The 23,258-nt window shown below is 42.8% G+C and carries 16 protein-coding genes; 2 read left to right on the top strand and 14 right to left on the bottom strand.

Annotated elements, in window-relative coordinates; translation table 11 throughout:
- Nucleotides 1-39 precede the first annotated feature (39 nt).
- Complete coding sequence (locus tag NBH16_RS08410; RefSeq protein WP_005867205.1) at nt 40-2,043, bottom strand: tetratricopeptide repeat protein; 2,004 nt, start codon at nt 2,041-2,043, stop codon at nt 40-42.
- 135 nt (nt 2,044-2,178) lie between these two features.
- On the opposite strand from NBH16_RS08410, the gene NBH16_RS08405 reads away from it, so the two are divergent.
- Complete coding sequence (locus NBH16_RS08405) at nt 2,179-3,129, top strand: SPFH domain-containing protein (RefSeq protein WP_057326318.1); 951 nt, start codon at nt 2,179-2,181, stop codon at nt 3,127-3,129.
- A 28-nt stretch (nt 3,130-3,157) separates the two neighbouring features.
- On the top strand, nt 3,158-3,358 hold the full coding sequence (locus tag NBH16_RS08400) for a type II toxin-antitoxin system antitoxin (RefSeq protein WP_005854106.1): 201 nt from the start codon (nt 3,158-3,160) through the stop codon (nt 3,356-3,358).
- A 33-nt stretch (nt 3,359-3,391) separates the two neighbouring features.
- On the opposite strand, the gene NBH16_RS08395 is transcribed toward NBH16_RS08400, so the two are convergent.
- From NBH16_RS08395 to NBH16_RS08335, 13 genes are all read right to left on the bottom strand, one after another.
- Nucleotides 3,392-4,435: an HU domain-containing protein gene (locus NBH16_RS08395; protein WP_005867201.1), complete on the bottom strand. Its 1,044-nt coding sequence runs from the start codon at nt 4,433-4,435 to the stop codon at nt 3,392-3,394.
- A 90-nt stretch (nt 4,436-4,525) separates the two neighbouring features.
- Entirely contained in the window at nt 4,526-6,058 is a 1,533-nt protein-coding gene (locus tag NBH16_RS08390) for a SusD/RagB family nutrient-binding outer membrane lipoprotein (RefSeq protein ID WP_005867199.1), read from the bottom strand.
- Nucleotides 6,059-6,069: 11 nt separating this feature from the next.
- Nucleotides 6,070-9,447, bottom strand: a complete 3,378-nt coding sequence (locus tag NBH16_RS08385) for a SusC/RagA family TonB-linked outer membrane protein (RefSeq protein WP_121961017.1) — start codon at nt 9,445-9,447, stop codon at nt 6,070-6,072.
- 134 nt (nt 9,448-9,581) lie between these two features.
- Nucleotides 9,582-10,661, bottom strand: a complete 1,080-nt coding sequence (locus NBH16_RS08380) for a FecR family protein (protein WP_005867195.1) — start codon at nt 10,659-10,661, stop codon at nt 9,582-9,584.
- Between the two features lie 265 nt (nt 10,662-10,926).
- Nucleotides 10,927-11,508 carry an RNA polymerase sigma factor gene (locus NBH16_RS08375; RefSeq protein WP_224201700.1) on the bottom strand — a complete coding sequence of 194 codons (582 nt, stop codon included), beginning with the start codon at nt 11,506-11,508 and terminating at the stop codon, nt 10,927-10,929.
- 107 nt (nt 11,509-11,615) lie between these two features.
- Nucleotides 11,616-12,974, bottom strand: a complete 1,359-nt coding sequence (locus NBH16_RS08370) for a sulfatase family protein (protein ID WP_048927510.1) — start codon at nt 12,972-12,974, stop codon at nt 11,616-11,618.
- 26 nt (nt 12,975-13,000) lie between these two features.
- A complete protein-coding gene (locus tag NBH16_RS08365; RefSeq protein WP_121961009.1) occupies nt 13,001-14,380 on the bottom strand; it encodes a sulfatase family protein in 1,380 nt (459 codons plus the stop codon).
- Between the two features lie 12 nt (nt 14,381-14,392).
- Nucleotides 14,393-15,799, bottom strand: coding sequence for a sulfatase family protein (locus NBH16_RS08360; RefSeq protein WP_250788362.1), 1,407 nt, complete (start codon nt 15,797-15,799; stop codon nt 14,393-14,395).
- Between the two features lie 23 nt (nt 15,800-15,822).
- Complete coding sequence (locus tag NBH16_RS08355; protein ID WP_008779962.1) at nt 15,823-17,382, bottom strand: RagB/SusD family nutrient uptake outer membrane protein; 1,560 nt, start codon at nt 17,380-17,382, stop codon at nt 15,823-15,825.
- A gap of 4 nt (nt 17,383-17,386) precedes the next feature.
- Nucleotides 17,387-20,764 carry a TonB-dependent receptor gene (locus NBH16_RS08350; RefSeq protein ID WP_122378516.1) on the bottom strand — a complete coding sequence of 1,126 codons (3,378 nt, stop codon included), beginning with the start codon at nt 20,762-20,764 and terminating at the stop codon, nt 17,387-17,389.
- Nucleotides 20,765-20,977: 213 nt separating this feature from the next.
- Nucleotides 20,978-21,967, bottom strand: a complete 990-nt coding sequence (locus NBH16_RS08345) for a FecR family protein (protein ID WP_224201704.1) — start codon at nt 21,965-21,967, stop codon at nt 20,978-20,980.
- A 35-nt stretch (nt 21,968-22,002) separates the two neighbouring features.
- On the bottom strand, nt 22,003-22,596 hold the full coding sequence (locus NBH16_RS08340; protein WP_034532049.1) for an RNA polymerase sigma factor: 594 nt from the start codon (nt 22,594-22,596) through the stop codon (nt 22,003-22,005).
- Nucleotides 22,597-22,600: 4 nt separating this feature from the next.
- Nucleotides 22,601-23,245, bottom strand: a complete 645-nt coding sequence (locus tag NBH16_RS08335) for an HD domain-containing protein (protein ID WP_122378518.1) — start codon at nt 23,243-23,245, stop codon at nt 22,601-22,603.
- Nucleotides 23,246-23,258: the final 13 nt, after the last annotated feature.

The following is a 23,258-nucleotide window of genomic DNA, read 5'->3' as shown; positions in this document are numbered from 1 at the left end:
AAAAGGCGGGGAACAAATTTTCCCGCCTTTTCTATTTCATCATATATCCTCTCCTCCTCGCAAGGCATCCGCTATATCTTGATGCCGCTGGGCTAATTCGTCCTCTCCGATCGCCCGGAAACCCTCTGCCAGATATTCGTGGGAAGCCGCATGTTTAGGTTTGATACTTACCGCCTGCTGGAAATCCAGAATAGCTTCATCGTAATATTTGAGCTTCAATAGGCATTTTCCACGGTTATAGCGGGCCTTAAAAGATTTCGGACTTAATTTTACCGCTTTGTTTAAACAAACCTGAGCGTCGTAGTCCTCACCTATATCCAATAAAGTAACCCCTTTGCGTACCCAAGCTTCCACATAATTCGGATTCAAATTCAAGGCTTTATCAAAACAACGAATAGCGGCATTCGCGTCATGGGCCTTCGTTATGCACTCGTTACCCATCAAGTAATATTCATGTGCATACTCTTTCTGGGTCTCACGAAGCGAATGCAATTCTTCCCTCAGAGCCTTAATCTGTGCCTTTTGACTATTCAAGGCTTGCAATTTCAAACGAAGCAGCCGTTGTACCATCGGATTATCCAATTCATTCCGTTTAGATACGGCGGCGGCAAAAGCCTCGACCGCCTCTTTCATATTACCCTGCCGAAAACCCTGAGCCGCCCGACCATATTGCAATTCCGCCTCGCTCTCTTTGATACTTTTCTCTATTAATGCTTGGTTATTGAATATTTGGCTGAATTCTACGATCTCTTTCCGGATAAAGATATCCCGGGAAGAGATCTTGCTTTTTAGCACCAATCCTTCCAATGAAGTACAACGACTCAACGCCACATAGGTTTGTCCCCCGGCAAATACCCCTCCGGTCAAATCAACTACCACCCGGCTAAAAGTCAAGCCTTGACTCTTATGCACCGTGATCGCCCAAGCCAAACGAATCGGCAATTGTTCGAACGTACCGACAATCTCTTCCTCGATCCGTTTCTCTTTCTCGTTATATTTGTATTTATAATTTCGCCATGAGGTAGGTTCGACCAAATGTTCTACACCGCTCTCCAGCAAGACATAAACATTTCCATTCTCATCGATACCCGATACCATACCGATCGTCCCGTTCACCCAACGACGCTCATAATCATTATCGATAAAAATAACCTGCGCCTGTTCCTTGATGGATAAATTCAGCTGGGTAGGTAGTGAGGATTCCGGAAAATCCCCCTCGATCTTTCCCACGGAGACGTACTCTTCTCCGGGAAGCTCGGCCAACTTCTTCTCATTGATAAAATCAACCTGATCCCGGCGAGTGGCCAACGTGATATACATATCCTCATTCTGAGGCTCGAAAGACGGAAAATAACGACCGTTCAACGTATCCAACTCCTGTTTTCTAGCGGCATTATTACGAATCCGATCCAATATATTGATAAAAACAGAATCGGTCTGGCGATACACTTTTTGCAACTCGATCGGCACTAAATTAATGTCCTTGAACACACGAGCCGAGAAAAAGAAAGGGCTCGCATAGAACAAACTCAATATCTCTTTTTGATCCGACGGAACAACCGGTTCCAACTGGAAGACATCTCCCACGAACAATAGCTGCTTTCCGCCAAAAGGCAATCGCATATTACCGGAATAGACCCTCAAGATACGATCTACACAATCAATAATATCCGCCCTCACCATCGATATCTCGTCAATGATGATCAAATCGACCTCCGCGATAATTTTCCGTTTCTCCTTCGGATACTTAAAAAACTCAAAGATACGACCATGAGACAAACTTAAATCCGGATCATCCGGCAACATCGGCCGAAAAGGGAGCTTGAAAAAGGAATGCAAGGTAACGCCGCCCGCATTTATGGCCGCTATTCCGGTAGGAGCCAGCACCACATACTTTTTCTTCGTATGATTGCAAATATACTTCAAAAAAGTAGACTTGCCGGTCCCTGCTTTCCCTGTCAGGAAAACAGACTGGCGAGTGTGGGTGATCAGTTGCAAGGCATCCTGAAACTCCTTATTGTTCGTGTCTAACTGAAAGTCCAAGTATATAATTTTTAGATGAGACAAAGCTATGAAAATATTTACAGATCACTCTAATAATATCCCTCAAAATATTTGGCAGTCTCCATAAAAATCACTTATTTTGTGATATCAAATTAATATCAAAAACAAATCATCATGAAAGCAACCGAAAAGACATTCAACGGACTGAGAATCTCGGGGTTTATTGCCCTTTTTCTCCTATTAGCTCTATCGGGTCTCTGCTGCTATTTAATCGCAGGCACCAACGAGACTTGGAGCGTAATCACCGGCATCGTCGGACTCTGCCTGTTAGTGGTTTGTTTATTGGGATTCATGGAAATCGAGCCCAACAATGCCCGAGTAATGCTCTTTTTCGGAAAATATAAAGGGACAATTACTGATAACGGATTTTTCTGGGTCAATCCACTTTACAGCAAAAAGAAAATCACGTTACGTGCCCGTAACTTAGATGTCCCTCCTATCAAGGTTAACGATAAGGTCGGTAATCCGGTTATGATCGGGGCCGTGATGGTATGGAAAGTCAAGGATACTTATAAAGCGATGTTCGACATCGATTCTTCGTCCATTAGTATCTCCTCGAATAAATCATTCATATCACTGGGAGAATCCTCTGAATTATCCCAACGAATGCAGAATTATGAGAATTTCGTGCAGATACAAAGTGACGCCGCCATCCGTAAGATAGCTGGCATGTATGCCTATGATTATAACGAGAGCAAAGATCCCGTCACCTTACGATCCGATGACGGGGAGGTCGCTCAAAAACTGGAAGAGGAATTAAACAGTCGTTTGGCGATAGCAGGCATTGAGGTATTGGAAGCTCGTATCAATTACTTAGCGTATGCTTCCGAGATCGCCGGAGTCATGTTACGCCGCCAGCAAGCGGAAGCCATTATCGCCGCAAGAGAACGGATCGTGGAGGGAGCGGTCAGCATGGTTCGACTCGCCTTGAACAAACTGGATCAAGACAATGTTGTGGAATTGGATGAGGAACGGAAGGCTGCGATGGTTAGCAACCTGTTGGTGGTCCTTTGCGCTGACGAGGCAGCGCAACCTGTCGTAAATACCGGGACCCTACATCATTAATGTAAGAATTTAATATTAATACTAGTATATGGCCAAAAAAGATAATACTGTCAAAAGCTTCATCCTTCGGGTGGACGCTGATATGATGGAAGCTATCGAAGCTTGGGCTGCGGACGAATTTCGCAGCACCAATGGCCAAATCCAGTACATTCTGGACCAAGCCTTACGAAAGGCAGGACGGTTGAAGAAGAAAAGACTGCCCCGGCCACAAAACGACGACAAGTCATAAAAAAAAGCCTGATCTTTCGATCAGGCTTTTTTATTAACGGCTAATGAACAGCCAAGCATCTTTATACTTTTCTATTTTTCGAAGTGTCGCCATGTAGCTCTCGGCATCCGCCCGGTTATTAAACTTATCCGCATAAATACGATATTTACCATCACGAACCACCTTGCTTACATTCTTACATTGCGTGCGGTCTACACCGGATATATACTCATTCGCCTGCTCCTCTGTCGGGAAACTCGCTATTACGATATGATACATCTTTTTCGTCGCCACGAGTTCCGCTTTCGGAGCGGGGACAGCGACTTCTTTCCTTACCTCAGGGGCAGAAGGCGCTTTGGCAATCTCAGTCTCCTTAGTCGCTTCTATTTTGGGAGTTACCTCCGCTACCATCTCGTCCACTTGAGATATTTGAATTTCCTCCGGCTGAGAAATAGGTTCCTCGAACCTATAATTTATCATCTCCGTAGGAACAAAACTAGCTGTATAAGCGGACAGGTTTACTTCTTTCACCGGAGTTGAAACCACAAAGAATAATGCGACAGCAGCAGCTGATGCCGCGACAACCCGGATCAACTTACGACTAACCGGGATATAGAACACATCTTTCTTTTTCTTACCCGCAAGTAAAGCAACCTCTTCCCGCTCCTCCTCCAATGATCGCAAAACCGGAAAATGAAACGATGGTAAACCATACGAATCCGCATTGAATACCCCAGAATCGCCCGGCGTAAAAATGGTCTGCCCTTCCTCTCCTATAGAGAAAGTCCCGATTCGCCCCAATGTTATCCGCTTGTCTTGTTCCAAAGAAACATTCAAAGCCTCGATATCCTCTTCCAGCATCAACTGAGCTTTCCGGTAATCAACGCCATACGTCTGCATATATGACTCGGAGAGCAAGCCGTCTGTATGCTGTAGCGTGACATTAAACATAACCTCTTTACGCATCGGCCGGAACAAATGTTCCTCTTCCTGATACGTCGCCGGCAAAGTTTGCAGCACGAAACCACCAAACTTCGGCAAGATCACACAATCGTGCGTCAGCAACAAGCGTTCAATATGTGTTATTATCCTTAACATAGAGACAAAGGTAAATATCTTTATAGAAATAACAAAAAAAGAGCACTTTTTTCCTTTGAAATGACCCGGAAAATTATATGCATGACATTCTCATTTCAAAATCCACATGACACCCATATAGTCATCCGACCCTCCATACTGGTCGCTAATTGATTTTGAGACATTATCCATATTGTAATCCAACTCTTCCGATGGATACATCCATCTTAACGGCATTTTATCAGAAGGTATATTCCTATTCGATTTCGGATTTATCGGAATATTCGGTACACCTGTCCTACGATATTCAAAGAAAGCATTGTAAGGTGTTTGAAGAAACGTCAATATGTACTTTTGCCAAATAATCTGACTCAACTGTTCTTGAAAATCACTAGCGAATTTAACGCCTTGGTTTCCGAGATATTCTTGAATATAGGCATCTGTTATTTTTCGATTATGATGGAACATAACATCATCGGGGGTATTATCCGCCACAAACCGCATTGAAGAACGAACGCCTTCCTCATAATACTCTTTGGGACTTTTTGAGATAAAACCTCTCAGAGCCATCTCAGCCAGTATAAAATTTTGTTCTTGATAACTCAAGAAAAATACAGGCTCGCCCTCCGGCAGTTCCTCGTAGCGATCATTTATTTGAGAAACAGTTCCCCCACTCACAAAAGTCAAGATCTCAGACTCCGGTAAGGTCGGGTCAACTCCACCATAAGCATCCCATTCCGAGGGATCCAACTTGGCCTCTTCTGAGCTCGGTGTCGGTTTCGCATAATAAAATAAACGATAATCTTTCAAGGCTTTCAATTTATCAACAAAAAGATTAGTCATCCTGTCATTATTCACAAAACTATTAATTTCCTTAAAATAAGGATATTTCTGTCCAGCCTTATTAGAGTACACAACTTGGAAATTATCCGCACTCGACTCAAAAACAGGTCTGTTATTGATAATCTCATTGATTCTTTCCCGAACCTTTAAATCCGGATCATCGACCTTTTTATACAAATTAAGAAGCAACTTCAATTGCATAACATTCACAGCCTTACGCCATTTCGTCACATCCCCTCCATAAATATAATCACCCTCAAAATTAGTGCCAGCACTAAAGAGACGGTCCGCCTCATCCAATTCATTCAATAACCCGAGAAAAACATCTTTTTGAGAGTCATATTTCGGGAAATACACCTCTTCATCCTCAGCTCTTAAAGCTTCAGAATAAGGTATGTCCCCCACTTGCATTGTCAAATTGAAGAAAAAGAAAACCCGTACGAAATGAGACAATGCCGTATAGGAGTTTTTCAACTCATCATTCGTCGCAAAATCAATCATCTTCGAGGCATTCCGCAAATCTCTCAAAGCATCATAATTCGCTCCACCCAACAAATTGAATGCCAGATCTATATCATTAGCCTCTGTCCACGACAAATACTTAGCTAACAATTCATCCCGGATAAAATCCTTTCCATTCCCATTTTTATAAGTGGTAATATCACGTAACAGTTCTGTTGCCAACATCGCAGATGTTACTTTGTTAGTTGAGTCGGGATTTGTATTTACGCTTTCGAAATCATCACATCCAACCATACCCAACAAAACCAGTCCGCATATCAATATATTTTTAATTTTCATACGTTTAGCTTTTAAAATTCAACTTTCAAGTTTACACCTACATACCTTATAGATGGAGAAGATATATCCTCGCCCTCAATATCCTCAAAGCCATCCGGATCCGAGAATCTAAAATCTTTGGTCAACACAAATAAGTTCTGTCCGATAAAGCCTACATAACAGCTATTCATACTTAACTTACTAATAAACTTCTTCGGCAAATTATATCCGATTGACATTTCCCTCAATTTCAAGAATGTCTTTTTCTGAACTAATTTATCTGGATTATTATGGCTGCTTCTTACAAAATCCTCATAAGAAGTCTCGATGTCATTCGGAGCGAATACCCGCGTATCTGATGTAATCCTGCCATATTGATCATATTTGACCTCACCTGATACAATCTTGACACCTTCACCCACATAGTTTTTCTTGCCATTCACCACCTCATCATATCTCCATTGATTGTCCGTATCCGGATGAGCGCCGGTTTCCAACATGTGGAATTCCGTATTCGACCATGATTTTCCACCAATACGGCCATCAAAATTGAGTGTCAGCGTAAAATTCTTATACTTGAATACATTCGCTAGACCATACTCTAAATCCGGATCCGTATAACCAATCAAAGAGCTATATTGGCTCCTAGACATCAAGCCATTCGTATTAATAATATAATTACCATCCGGATCTTTGTCATAGCCTTTATATGAATAAGAATCCGTACGAGCGCCCACGTATGTCCACAAATTATCCGGGCTGAAGTTCTCATCCAATTTAGCGTAATACCTCTTGCTCGTCGAAAGATTCAACGACACATCCCATGAGAAATCACGGACTTGCACCGGAGTAGCGTCAATAGAAATCTCCACCCCCCGACGAACATATTCTTCGTCAATATTCATCAATCTCGATTTATATCCCGTAGCGGAAGATATCCTTTGGCTGATCGTATTATTATAAGTCAACTTATTGAAATAACTCACATCTAATTTCAAGCGATGTCCTTGCAAGAAGTGAATACCCGTACCGATTTCCCATGTACGATTCGTGATAGGCTTCACGTCGCCACGCAAATAATCCGGATAACTAGCCGTATTCAAGCCATCCCAAACATTCTGTTTAATCGTATAGGCCCGATCTAAATCATAAATAGCTAAATCGGTTTTAGAGACAGTCCACGATCCTCTCAATTTCCAGAAGGGTATCCAATCCGGCAAGCTTATTATATTAGAAGGAATAATACTCACTCCCACGGAAGGATAAAAATATGATTTATCATTTGAAGGCAAAGTAGAAGACCAGTCATTACGCCCTGTAGCCTCCAGATAGTAAGTATCCTTATACCCCAATGTCAACGTGCCGAACAGACTATTTACTTTTTTCGTCTTAGTCTCCGCATCCACGATCGGACTTTCTACGGAAGCTTTTATCGAATAAAAACCGGGAACAGACAAGCCATTCTTCGTGGAAGCTTCCAGATTCTTTGTTTTCGTATAATAAAGAGAACCTCCCAATAAACCGTCAACACTAAAATCACTCAGCTTCTTATTAAACAGCAAGAAGAAATCATAATTCATGGTAAAACCAGTCTTCTTGCCCTCTTTATAATAACCCAGCGCTCCGTCTTCCCAGCCACCACGGCCTTTAGAGATCGTTCCCACCGAAGAACGAGTCACATTATTATTCGCATAAGCGACTCCTCCCGCACGCAATTGCAATTTCAGCCAAGGGAGTATCTCGTACTTAAAAGACAATGAACCATTCGTCGTAAAATTATTTATCGACTTAATCTTCTCATAAGCCTCAAAATAAGGATTATCATACCAATCCGTATAATGCCAATTTTGCTTTTCATTTGGGACAAGCCAATAATCCTTGTAATCCCGCAGATCATACTCCGGACCAGTCCATAATAAAATATTGTACATATATCCGGTACCATATCCATACCCAGCCGTATTCGGCGCAGATTCCTGCGTAAAGTTCATACTACCTTCCACGCTCGCCTTATTGCCTAGTTTCAGCTCTCCACCAATATTATACCAGAATTTATTCTTACGTGAATTCGGATATTGATTCTTATCATACAAATAAGACAAAGAAGTGCGGATGCTTCCATTCTTACCAGAAGATGATACACTGACCGTAGTATTACTGATCATACTAAACTCCAAGAAATTCTTAAAATTATTCTTACCCCTCGAAGTCAACTCCATTTCCCGATACTCTTTCTTAATAGGATCCCATTGCGTATAAACACGACCAATATCCAACTTATCGCCCCAGACATAATCTATATTATCAAATTTACCTCCAGACCCGGCGCTATAAGCCGTCTGCACCTCCGGTATTTTTAACTGTCCGGCATTAAACATATTACTGGTATTTACCTCTATAGAAAAGCCCTTATCACCCCCTTTCTTGGTGGTAATCATGATCGCTCCATTACCACCTCGGGAACCATACAACGCAGAGGCCGTAGCCCCTTTCAACACAGTGATATTCTCAATCACATCCTGGTTGAAATCACTAAACGCTTGATTTGTAGGAACGCCATCCACGACGACCAAAGGCTCCTCTCCACGTAATTTTATCTTAGGAGCGACCCCAAATTCCGTAGAATTATACACTCGCATGCCCGAGATCCTACCACTTAAACTCGTCGCGATATTCACGCCCTTAACTTTCTCCAATTCATCCCCCTTGAACTTTTGTGTAGCATAACCTAACGCTTTCTCTGAACGAGTAATACCCAAAGCGGTAACGACAACTTCCTCCAAGGCTTTTGAATCTTCATCAAGCACTATCTGGAGAACTTTTTTATCCCCAACAGGAACCTCTTTTTCTTGAAAACCGACATAAGATACCATTAGCACATTCCCAGCGGAAACATCCAAGGAAAAGTTTCCATCCAGATCACTAATAGTGCCGTTAGTCGTTCCTTTTTCTACTACATTCGCACCAATCACTGGATCCCCGTGAGCATCTTTCACGACACCTGTTATTTTTACCTTTTTCGTCTGTTGATTAGCAATCGGTAAATCCTCTTTTTTCGTGTCTCGACGTACGATTATTTGACGATTATTAATAATATACTCAATATCCGTTCCGCTGAATAATTTATCTAATATTATCTCTACAGACTGATCCCGAACATCCAGATTAACTTTCCTATGCAAATCAATGTTAGAACCATGATACACAAAAATAAACTCACTGTTTTTCTCAATGTATTCAAATACATCTTCTACCGTACGATCATTCATTTGAATGCTTAGCATAGTCCGCTGCGCATATAGGGAAGACGCATATATCGCAGATCCTCCAAAACTTACCAGACATAAGGCTAAACCAAGACTTTTGAGAAAATGATTTGATTCTCGGCAGAAATCTTCTTTTTTCTTCATACCTTTGTAATGTTTTTTCTTTAGTACGTAATTATTGATTAAACAAAGCTCTTGAGCCGGAAGATATGGCAGTATCTTCTGGCTCTCTTGTAAATGCAAACACGCTTACAGATCATTCCTTTCCCATAGGCAAATTATTTTAATAAAATTATATTATTCTCCCCGTCTCTCTCTTGGCGTAGAAAAAGAGATTGACAAATAATCTCAACAACTTCCTCCAAGCTCTCTCTCAGGTCCAATTTTCCTGAAATAGGTATTTCACCTATCTCTTTGCCAAATAAAATAGTCCGGCCATAATAACGAGACAACCGATTTAAGACCTCTCCAACCTTACGATCATTTAACAGCATCAAGTTATCTTTCCAACAAATATGTTCAAAGACATCTACCTTTTTGATCGATATTTCTTTACCCTTTAACTCAAGCATATCATCAGGGCTCAGCACATTCTTACCATTATCGCCATTTTTCACCTCGACCTGTCCTTCCACTAATACAACGGAAGCCGCAGGTTCATCCCGATAAGCACACACATTGAATCGAGTGCCAAGCACTTTTACCTCGATCGTACTCGTTTTAACAATAAAAGGGCGAGAAGGGTCCGCAGCAACTTCCAAATAGACCTCTCCATCCACTAATATCTCCCGCTTATCTTTAGCAAAAACCGTAGGAAAAATCACCCGAGTCTCTGCATTAATATACATTTTAGTACCATCTGAAAATACGATATTCGCACGCCGTCCTTTCGGTACTATTATTTGATCCGGCTCATCAATTTTAGTTTCTTGCTCATTCTTTTCTATTTGGTGTTCCTCTACATTTGATTTGCCTACCGTATCATAAATTACCGTAGCTTCATCTTTCAGTTGAACCCAACCTTGATCCTTCACCAAGAGAATCTCATCCCCCGGCAAGGCGCCAACATTCTTTTCCTCCAACAAGGCAAAAGGCAATGAAGATTTATCATGCCCCATTATCCAAAAATAACATCCCACGGCAAGAAGCAACATGACGGCGGCCGCTACGGAAGAAACAAGATAGCGTATACGTAAAACAGAGGTCTTACGGGGAGCATTCAAACGTTCCTCCAACTTCTGCCAAGAAGAAAGTGCCAGTCGCGAATCCACTCGCTCCTCTTCACGAACTTTACGCAACAAATCTTCTCCGGCTTGCCGAAATGAATCCTTCTCAACCATGTCCTGTTTCTTATTCACGAGATACCTGTTTACTCTTATTACGGATGGAATTCGTTTTGGTACTCACTTTTTACCGGGAAAAATAGCGAATCCGCCATTTTTTTCATTCTTACAACCTCTTTTGCCATCCCTAGGGCACGGCTGTGCCACCTTGATGGCACAACTATGCCACACCGATGGCACAGCTGTGCCACTTGGATGGCACGACTGTGCCATCAAGGTGAAAATTATTGGCACAATATATCTTTGATATACTGCGACATAAAGAGAGTCCAAGAATACATTAAAGCTCCAACGAGAACCACCGCCTTAACTTACGGAGTGTTCTAGACAATAAATTTTTACTGGATTGGTAATTTATGCCTAAAATACCAGCTATCTCATTATGCCCCAATTCATTTACATAATAAAGATAAATGATCTCTCGCTGATGGGGAGAAAGTTTTGTCAAGGCTTTCATCAAAAGTTTAACCCGGTCGTCCGTATCTGTCGTATCCAATGCGATACGGGAGAATAACTCATCCACTTGAAACACGTCCTCATATAAGGAGACATCCTCCATTTTCCTGTTTTTCTCGATCGTATCATACAGCTTATGTCTTAAAGCCTTAAGCAGATATCCTCTGACATTCGCCGTCGGAGAGAGGGAGGTATGGTTTTGAATCAAATTGATAAAAATATCCTGTACGCAATCTTCCACCAAGTTCTTGTCGGGAAGTAACTTGATTCCATAATTGCGCAGCAATGCGTAAAATCGGCAATAAAGCTCACGGAAGGCTTCCTTATCTCCCTTCAGACACGATTCCCATAGCTTCTCATCGGATATTCCCATATAAATAAACTCCCGAAGATTTCCCGCAAACATACACAAAAAACATTCAATTTCAGTTAAGAGCAATAAAAAAATACAAAAAAGCACGTACACCACCATGAATAACGATGTACGTGCTTCTAAAAAATCACATGGGAAAATCACTTATACCGTTTGCCTTGCCACGGTATCATACCCGTCTGACGGATATGCTCCATCAAGCCATTGAACAAGTTTTTATACGTATCCGAAGATCGTTCCCCGATCGGACTTTGTTCCTTCGGATCTTCCTTTATATTAAAGAATTGGATAGGCTCCCAAGGAGTATTTTGTAAAATCTTGAAATCCCGGTATTGAGATGCGTAATATGCCTGACCTCCATATCGGGAATTACCTTCCCTTCGTACCCAATGCACCATTCGATCTCCGGTATCTTGTTCCTCACCCCGCAAAAGAGGCAAGATACTGATACCGTCGATCTCATGTGATACAGGCACGGCTGTCAGATCGCATAAGGTCGGAAACATATCCGAAAGCATGACGAAATTATCACGTACCGCCGGACGGATCTGGTTCTTCCAATAAATACCTCCGGCTACCCGGATCCCTCCCTCGTACATATCCTGCTTCGCGCCTCTGAACGGGCCGTTATTCGCACCCGCATCGTCCTGTCCTCCATTATCAGAGGTAAATATAATGATCGTATTCTCTAACTGGCCATTCTGTTCCAAGGCCTCATACACACGTCCGACGTTGTAATCCAAATGCTCAATCAAGGCGACAATCTTAGCACGCTTCTCCGGAAGTGACGGTTCACGCTTTTTCACCTTTTCCAGCCATTCCTGAGGAGGTTGTATCGGGGTATGTGGGGCATTATAAGCTAAATACAAGAAGAAAGGTTCTTGTTTTTGCTTCATATCCGACAGGTAACGGATCGCCCAATCAGAGAAAATCTCTGTAGCATGCCCTTGTGGATCGATCTCTTTCAAGTTCTCACGCATATAATTATTCCCGAAACGACGATGGGTATAATAATCATCCATCATATCCCCTAAAAATCCCCGATAGAAATCGAACCCCCTTTCCGTAGGGGTATTCGGAGACTCCAATCCTAGATTCCATTTTCCAACCATCGCATTATGATAGCCTCTTTTCTTCAACATCTGGGGTAATAATACGGCATCCTCCGACAGATACCCCCAACTATCCTCTTTATGCGTACGAATGACTCCCGGTACACCTACCATATCCGGATAACGCCCGGTTAATAACGAGGCTCTACTAGGAGAGGAGACCGGACAGTTCGCATGGAAATTCGTGAAACGAACTCCTTCTTTTAATAATTTATCGATATGTGGAGTTTGAATGTCCTTGGCGGCTCCTTGACAGGACAAATCGCCATATCCCAAATCATCCACCAAAATCAGCAGGATATTCGGGCTATCCGGCAAAGCCTTTGTTTGTGCGGAAGCTGCGGAAAAAGCCAATCCGCAAGCCGCTGTTAGTATATATTTATTCATCTAATCTAGTGTTTTTAAATGTCCCATTACATCATATCACATACGGAAGGCTTGATCTTCATTCCTTTCTTATGTTTCTCACCGGCCTCGATCAGTAATTTCACGATCTCCGGATGCTTATCCGCCTGATTGAATCGCTCTGAGATATCTGTCTCCACGTTATACAACAAGGGTTCTGCCGGAGTCTCGATCTTACAGGTACGCAGATATTGGTCCTTGATCGTCTTAAAATAATACTTCCACTCCCCTTTACGGATCGCCATCAACTCGCTTCCCCACCAATAATAAACTTCATCACGGGCGGAATGCTTTTCCTCAAACAATAATCCGGTTTGATTCACGCCATCCAATACAAGATCTTTCGGTTGCTCGATACCCGCCATCGAGAGGAAAGTCGGATATAAATCCATCGAGGTCATAATCTCATCGTTGATCGCCGGATTGATTTTTCCCGGCATCCAACAAATGGCCGGAACCCGGAAGCCACCTTCCCACCAAGTACCCTTGCCATCCTTCAACGGACCTGCGGAACCACCATTCTCATGCTCCGTCAGCCAAGGGCCGTTATCGCTGGTAAAAATAACAAACGTATTCTCGTCCAAGCCATTTTCACGCAGAGTCTTCAACACCTCCCCAACGCTCCAGTCTATTTCCTCAACCACATCTCCGTACAGGCCTCGTTTGCTCGTTCCCTCGAAACGGGCATTCGTGTACAATGGGATATGCGGGAAGGTATGAGCGAAATAAAGGAAGAAAGGTTCCTTTGAATGATCCTTGATGAACGATACCGCTTTCTCCGTATAGCGACGGGTTAATTCTCCCTGATCCGGTTCCGATTCGATTTCCTTACCATCCAATATCAATGGAGTCGGTGGAAAATTCCGGGCATGCGCGCCTTTATTCTGAACGGGGCTCATATCATTGGAATAAGGTATGCCGAAATAGGTATCAAAACCATGATCCGTCGGTAAATAGGGAGAAAACGCTCCTAAATGCCATTTGCCTACACAGCCGGTCGCATACCCGTTTTGTTGTAAAACTTTGGCGATCGTAACCTCGTCTTGCCCTAACCCTGCCTTTGAGTTAGGGAAAAGTACGGCCACACGATCTCCATACAATCCATTTCGAACCGGCAAACGTCCGGTCATTAACGCGGCCCGACTTGGCGTAGAAACTCCGGCCCCCACATAAAACTGGGTCAGCTTCATTCCTTCACAAGCCATACGGTCTATATTCGGTGTGCGGATCGTGGGATTCCCATAGCAACTCAAATCCCCATATCCCATATCGTCACAGAATATGATTACAAAATTAGGCTTATTGGCCGCATCCGAGGCAGCGTTCAAACTCAAGCTGTTCGATAATACCGCCGCTGTTAAAACAGACAATGATTTCAGTGTTTTCATATACGTATCTTTTTATTTAAGTAAACGGGGAAAAGGTTCATCTATGATACCGGCAGGACGCTGGTTCCGGCCTTCATATCCCCAATCTCCCATATCACTACGAACCTGTTCGATCCATTGATTCATCTTCGTTACTACTTCGGGATGTTTATCGATGACATTGGTTGTTTCCGACAAATCATTCCCCAAATTATATAAACGAGCTTCACCGACTTCCGTATCCGGGAAGTGAGGGCCTTTGATACGTTCCTTCAAAGGTAAATGATACTTCCAGTTTCCCCAACGTACCGCCTGTAATTGTTGTTTCTGGTAATAATAGAAAGTCTCCGTGGGCAATGCCATCGATTCTCCCTCCAAGATTCCAGACACATTATGTCCATCTATCACCCGGTCGGAAGGAACCGCATAACCGCAATAATGCGCCAATGTCGGTAAGAAATCCATCGAAGTCACCAGATTATCAGTCTCCTGTCCCGCCGGTATTTTAGCGGGCCATCTCATTATACAAGGCACCCTGAATCCACCTTCATACGTCGTACCCTTTTGGCCTCTCAACGGACGGTTCGTACCGCCGAAGTGTTCATCCGCACCATTATCGGAAGTAAAGATAATCAAGGTATTTTGATCCAATCCTTCCTCCTTTAAAGTCTCAAGCAAGACTCCCATCGACCAATCCAATTCCTCGGTCGCATCTCCATAGAGTCCGTTCTGAGACTTTCCCTTGAAAGCGGGAGAAGCCGCTAACGGATTATGAGTCATATTATGGCACAAATAAATAAAGAACGGTGATTCCTTATGAGACTTTATAAACTCCACAGTCTTATTGGTATAACGAATCGTCAAGGAATCATGACCGACAGGAGCCACTATTACCTCCTCCTGTTCCATCAAGGGTAACGGACAATACGGACGATCCATATCGTTACTATAAGGAATACCATAATAGTAGTCGAAACCCTGCCGGGTAGGAAGAAATGGCAATTGATCCCCTAGATGCCATTTCCCGATACAAGCCGTCGCATATCCCTGCTCCTTCATCAACTCGGCGATCGTTATCTCACCGGGATTCAAGCCTTTATGCGAAGCAGGAAATAGCACTTGCCTCCCTTTGGACATCAAAGGTGTAGGGTCCGCATTTACATGCATGGAGACTCGCCTTGGATAACACCCTGTCAATAAAGCCGATCTGGAAGGTGTGCTCACGCTCGAACCCACATAGAAATCGGTCAGTCGTATTCCCTCTTTAGCCATCTGGTCGATATGGGGAGTACGATGCTTCGTACTCCCGTAACAACCTAAATCCCCATATCCGAAATCATCGATAAATACGATGATCACATTTGGCCTTTCCGCCGCTTGAGTAGCCACGGCCGCTCCGGAAAAAGCTAATACAGATATTAGTTTAGATATAAATTTCATTTCATCCTTCTTTTAGTTGAACATTACCAACCCGGGTTCTGATCCAAATTCGGATTCAAAGAGCGCTCGCTATCAGGAATCGGTAATAAATCGTAATATTCCAAATAGCCATTTGGGAACTTCGTCTCGATCACGCTACCCTCATGATCCTTAATAATCATAGGGTAAAGTTCCTTACCGATTTTCCAACGTTTTACATCTGACCAATAACGTCCTTCTAATGCTAACTCAATCCGTCTCTCATGTCTCACTTTCTCACGGGCCTCCTCACGGCTCATAGATGTCGGCAACAAAGAGATCTTAACATCATCCCTTTCCGTACGGATCCGGTTAAGGATAGCGATCGCATCCGCCACATTTCCATTCGTCTCAATAATCGCCTCCGCTTTTGACAATAAGACATCCGCATATCTCAGTATGATATCATTGATATAAGATTGTCCGGAAGGAGGAAGCTTTGACTCATCCTGAATCCGATATTTACGGGTACTTAAATGTTTCAACCGATTACCGGCATGATTAAACGCACCTCCCGGATACAGGTAATTAGGGAAACGATAGCCCAAGAAATAAGAACCCGGAAGTACAGCCGTGAAACCTAAACGAGGATCCCGGTTCTCATAAGGATTCTCGGGATCTACAGGAGAGCCGTCGATCGTCTCATAAGCCGCTACCAAATCATCCGTAGGGACATAACGGCTTCCACGGGTCCAACTTCCGGTACCCGTTCCGCAATACTGGTCAATATAGGAACCTTGCGAATTTTCGCCTTCAATATATTGGATATCAAACAATACTTCCTTATTGTTCTCATTAGCCGGATCAAACAAACCCTCATAACTATGGAATAGACCATATTTCTTCAACGCATCAATTTGCTCGACACAAGACAGAACCTCCTTGTATTTACCTTGGTATAAGTAGGCTCGCATTTTCATACCTAAAGCCGCCCCCTTGGTAGCACGCCCCGGCTCGGGAGCATCCACTCCCAAATTGGTGATCGCAACCTCATAATCATCCAACGCCTGTTGCCAAGTCTCCTCCAAACTCGCCCGCTTCAAGCTACGAGCTTCTTCCGTGGATATATCCGTCAATATAATAGGTACCCCACCATAGGTTTCCGCTAGCACGGAATAAGCCAGTCCCCGTAGAAAATGAGTCTCACCTGAATATTTGGCTTTCGCTTCTTCCGATAAATCCACTAAATCCATACAGGCCAACAAATAGTTTGCCCGGGAGATTATCTCGTAACATCTTTTCCAACGATACGTTACGACTCCTCCGTCACTAGAGCTCAATCGCCCGGCACCCAGCTTATTAAAAACCTCATCCGTTCCCCAGTTAAATGCGTTAGGGGTAGCTCCATCCGTTATGCCAAAGCCAAACAAGCCTTGATTATAAACCTCTTTTTCCCTCAATTGAGCATAGACACCATTTAAAAGGAGTTTGATATCCGATTCATTTTCCGGGAAACTCGCCGAAGTAATCTTATCCTCAGGATACAAATCCAAATAATTCTCCATACATCCCGTGAAAGAGACACATAGTATAATTGATAAGCAATATGCTAATAACTGTTTCATACTTTTAGAAATTAAGATTTATACCAAATGTAAATATTCTCGGAGTCGGGTAATAATTGGTACCCGAATCAAACGTATTTCTTTCCGGATCATATCCTTCATACCCTTTTTTCCACATAATCGTAAACAGGTTCTGGGCATTCGCATATACATACAACCGTTGCATTTTTAGCTTTGAGGTAATCCATTCAGGGAACGCATAACCTAATTGTAAGTTCTTCAATTTCAAGAAATCGATACGATGTACCCAAAATGAGGAGTCATACGTGTCCCATGAAGAGTCAAACCGAAGCATCGGTATATTTGAGTCCGGATTCTCTGGGCTCCACGCATCCCGCCATTTATCAGAAATAGTCAGCCATTCGTATTGCATACGGGTCATGCCGCTCTTCGTAAACGCATTCGCCTGTCCCAAACCTTGGAATAAGATATTTAAGTCAAACCCTTTATAGCGTAAGCCGGCAGTAAGTCCATACGTAATTTTAGGAATCGTATTACCAAGTACTTGTTTATCTTGATAGTCTAATTTTCCATCGTTATTAACATCCTCGTATTTCAGATTTCCCATTTCCGGCTTAAGCCCATTGCTATGCATATGTTGAGCGGCTTCTTCGTCCGATTGATAGATGCCAACCGCTTTATAGCCATACAAAGCCTTATACGGATATCCCTCACGAATCAAATAAAGCTGGTCCGGAGAGTTTCCTCCTTGAAATTTCGTTACTTTATTATCGATATACGTAAAGTTTAGTCCTACGTTAAATCCAAGGCGATCTCTGCTCGTCTCAAGATTATCATAATTCACGACTAACTCAAAACCATTATTTTTCATCTCGCCCACATTCTCAAACGGCGCGGTCTTATCCCCTAATACGTTTGGTATTGGCAATTGAACGATAATATCGGTTGTCTTTTTATTGAAGTAATCAGCTTCAATATTCAACTTATTACCTAAGAAGCCCAAATCCACGCCAATATCCAAGGAAGAGGTAGTTTCCCAAGTAATATCCTCATCCACCAAAGCGGTTACGGCAGCACCCGGAGCCAATGAGCCTCCATAATTATAACTCAAGTCATAATTTTGGGAGATCACTGTTAAATAAGGCCAATATCCTTCAATGGTTTGATTACCTAATTGTCCCCATGACGCACGTAGTTTCAAATTAGAAAACAGATTCAGGTTCTTAATAAACGCCTCTTCACTCAAACGCCATCCTGCAGAGAAACCCGGAAAAACACCCCAGCGATTTCCCCGTTTAAAACGAGAGGAGGCATCGGCACGGAGATTCATCTCAAATAAATATTTATCCGCAAAGGCATAATTCAATCGACCAAAATAAGATGCCATGCGTAGACCTTCAAAATTTCCCTCTCCCTTGATACCTTCCGTTCCCGCGTCCACTTGGGTTAATCCTTCTTTGGGTGGGTTGGTTCTTCGGGCAAATACGTTCTTTATACTGTAATTCTCCAATTGGGTACCAAGGATAGCGGCAACATAATGCTTATCCGCAAATCGCTTGCTATAGTTTAATGTCGCTTGGAAATTATTACGCATGGTCGATACTTGCTCTCTACTCAACACAATACCATCACGATTGTAATTTTTCGGTATCGTCTCTATGCCAGAATCCGTATATCCATAAAGGGTCTCATTATATTTATCAACCATTTTCCAATTGCCATTAGAGGCCCATGTTACTTGTAAGTTCAAGTCTTTCGTAAAATCCACGGTAGCGAAAGCATTTACAGCCATATAATCCTTGGATGTTTTAGTCGCCCCGTTCGAAGCGTCTATAACCGGCTGATAAGTCGTATACAATAAAGTGCCATCATCCTTAATCGCCTCTACTGAACCGAAACGGCCATCCCGGGTATATGGAGCGATGAAAGGAGCCGCGCCTTGTTGCTGTTCGAATACACGGAACAAATCAAAAGGCTCTTGGGAATTCCTACGAGTATAATTCAAACGAGCGCCAACTCTCAACCATGAATTCACTTTATACTCCACATTTGCCCGGATACCGAACCGCTCCGCCTTAGAGTTCATCAAAATACCTTCCTGACTCAAATAGTTCAAAGACAAGAAGGAAGATAGTTTCTCCGATCCACCGCGAATGGATAAATTATGCCCTGTTATTAAAGCATTCCGATAAAGAGAGTCATACCAATCCGTATTCGGGTATTTATAAGGATCTGTTCCATTAGCGAAATTAGAGATCAATGTTTCCGAGAAAAGAGGGTTCTCTCCCCCATTCACCAAAGCTTGATTCGCCATAGTCATATGCTCGGCGCTATTCGTCACTAAATCAAAATGACGTCCGATCTGCTGCATTCCGACGTAAGAGTTCAACTCTACTTGGGTTTTCTCATTATTCTTTCCCATCTTCGTCGTAACCAAAACGACACCGTTAGCGGCCTTTGATCCGTAAATAGCCGCACTAGCCGCATCCTTCAAGACTGTGATACTTTCGATGTCACTCGGGTTTACTTGGCTGAATACCCCTTCTACTCCGTCAATAATCACCAACGGGTCCGAATTATTCAATGTACCCCAGCCACGAATTCTCAATTGCGCTCCATCATCTCCCGGCTTACCCGAATTCTGGCTGATCCACACACCGGAGACCTTTCCGGAAAGTGCTTGAGAAGCATCAGTGATCGGACGATTCGCCAATTCCTCATCAAACTTCACGGAAGAAACAGAACCTGTCAAATTTACTTTCTTCTGGGTTCCATAACCTACAACTACGACCTCATCCAAAGCCTGTGTATCCTCCCTTAAACGTACATTCAATGAAGTCTGTCCCGCAATAGCGACAGTTGTTGGCATAAAGCCGATATAAGAAAATTGAAGTGTCGCGTTATCCGATACCTCCAAAATAAATTTACCATCAAAGTCTGTTATCGTACCATTTGTAGTACCTTTCTCCACAACATTCGCTCCAATGATAGGTTCCCCTTTTGAATCGACAACAACACCCGTTATTTTTTTGGCTTGCTGGGTGACCGCATTCGCTATAGGTTTTTCAAATAAGTAGATCTTTCCATTTTTAACTTCATAACTTAATGACGTGCCCTCCGTTATTTTATCCAATACATTTGTCAATTCTGCATTCGTAAAATTAACGCTCACTCTCCGATTCAAATCTACGATTTGTTTGCTATACGCAACACTCAACCCGGTTTGGTGGGTGATGGTAGCTAAAACTTTCTCCACTTTCGCATTGTCCAGCACAATAGAAACCCGCTGAGCCGAGGCGGTAGCCGTGAAACTCAGCAAGGATATGACTAAAAATAGAAAGGTTAACTTCATGGCATTCGGTATTTTCTCAATTAATATTAAAAGGCACCTACGCCGAGGGCTTTCTTGCTTTTCTTTCATATATTTGTATTGATTTTAATAGTTGGTATTAGAAATTTATTTTTAATACGACCGGCAGCCGAAAAGGGTAGGAGCTTTTCGGCTGTTCTTATGTTATCTATTTATGAGGAATCCATACGCATATCTATTTTAAGGTTAACACTCTGTTTCCTGCTCTCCTATCAAATAGACACACGACAAATCAAAAAGGATGAGTCGTTATAGCTAATTTTTTTATTTTTTCATCCGGACTTCTATCTTACCCCCTTTTTCCTCGAATAGTACAGGCGTGATTTTCTCTAACTCTTTTAGTACCGTGGTTAAATTCGTACTATCCGTCGTAATCGTATATGTATATTTCAACGCCATGGAGTCTTTTATCTCAAAAGACACACCATAAGTCCTAGCTATTGTTTTCATCACTTCAGGCAAAGGCGCACTTTTAAATACCAATACATTCCGCCTCCATGCAGAATATAACTTGACATCATGTGAACGGACAACCTCACAACGGCCCGATAGCTTATCGTAAACCGCTTTCTCACCGGGACGCAATTGATACGACTTGAATGATTTGGATTTTAGCTCGATCGATCCGGTCTCTAAGGCAATAAATATAGCGTCTTCCTCCGGATAGGCCTTTACGTCAAAAGTGGTACCCAAAACCTTAATATCCATATAGGAAAGATTTACGACAAACGGCCTGTTCTTATTTTTCGCGACCTCAAACCAAGCTTCCCCTTCCAGATAGACCTTCCGTTCGTAAAGACCAAACTTTTTCGGATACCGTATCCGGCTCCCTGAATTTAGATGCACCTTGCTCCCATCTTGAAAAAGCACTTGCATGCGCTCACCATTAGGGACATAAACCTCATCGTATCCATCATCCGCCAATAAATCCACTTGTGAGTTAACACGCATGAAAAGACCGATAAACAAGGCCACCGGTATCAAAATGGCTGCCGCATACGCAATAAGACGACGTATACGCTGGCGATGAAGCTGGCGCACGATCCGCTGATACATCACGGCCGATGGCACCGGATGGTCGATCCACTCCTCCTCCTGCCCCATGTGAATGGCTTTCTCATCCATATCCATACGCTTAGCAAGCCAAGCTTGCCCCTCTGGTGTCTTGAACCAGTGAACCACCTCACGGGCTTCCTCGGGAGTCGCCTCATTATCCAGCGTTTTTTCTATAATTGACTGATCCGGTATTCTCATATATATCTTCCTTTTTTAATTGACACGCCAAACGATCAATAGGATGAGTTCCACAAATATAAAAGAAATAAAAATAACCGTTCAAAATGTGTCCGAAGTATTTTTATCGCTTGGGCATAATGAGTTTTAACGGTTGGCACCGAGATACTCATCTTATCGGCGATTTCCTGATTCGATAGATTTCCTTTCAACTTATATAAGCAGACTTGCCGTTTTTGCTCGGGTAAGTGTTCGATCGCTTGGTAGAAATGTTCCATCATATCCTTCTCTTCAATCTTGGCCAACAACTCATCCTCATATTCCGGCGAAGATTGCACGATCTCATAGTTTTTCTCTAACGCGCTATTATTATTCCGGATCTCATTCAACACATGGTTTTTCAGCATCGTATAGAGATAGTTCCGCAAGTTTACGTTTATCATCAATAAGGAATGCGACTCCCACAGCCTCAAGAATACTTGCTGCACGGCATCTTCCGCGGCGAATGAATTTTTCAGGTATTTATACGCTAATACGTACAGTAATTTATGATACCGCTCATAAATAACCGTGAACGCATCCTCACTTCCCTCTCTCAATGCGGAAAGCAGATCTTCATCACTTCGTATGGATTTCTGGAAAAAAGACATCACCCTATATTACATACGACTCGCTATTCAATAACCATTCTGCCTCTTTTTTCATGACATCCGGTATTGGCGTGACAGAACCTTCGCTGATCGACCGTATAAATTCCGGATACTCTCTGCGATAGACCTCAAGCATACGGTTCGCGAAGACGAACATCATCGTATATTGTATATTCGCCAACCGGTCGCACATCTTTATGAACGACGCAAATCTCGTATCCCGTATCCCCTTATAATAGGTCTCATTGGCACGTTCTTTCCTGTTGCGCCCTTTCTCATTAGTCAAGGCATATACGATTTCCGGAACTTGCTCTTCCAGCTTCCGTTTGATCTCTTCCGGCAGTACCAAACTCCCTACTCGAAAATCATCGATAAATTTCACGATATCATTGTAAGTCATCCGTGCGTCTTCTATCGTGTCATGCAGATAGGCACTCCCATACAATACCAAGATGTCCGCCTCACTTTCCGCGACCAAATATCCATACCGTGATACGAACGAGGCCACCATTTTCAAATGGAAACCATAGGGTAATACGTGGTCGTATTTCTGGTTTACGTCATCGTGTATCTGGAACGCAGCTTTCTCCAAACAGCTGATCCAAGGATAATAACGTTCTACAATAGAGATAAATAACTGTTTTTCCATTCTTTTCGGTACT

It is taken from the genome of Parabacteroides sp. Y3-G-102 (genome assembly GCF_023656845.1).
GTDB lineage: Bacteria > Bacteroidota > Bacteroidia > Bacteroidales > Tannerellaceae > Parabacteroides > Parabacteroides distasonis.
Note: the sequence above shows the minus strand (reverse complement) of the source record. Positions and strands in the feature narration are given on the sequence as shown.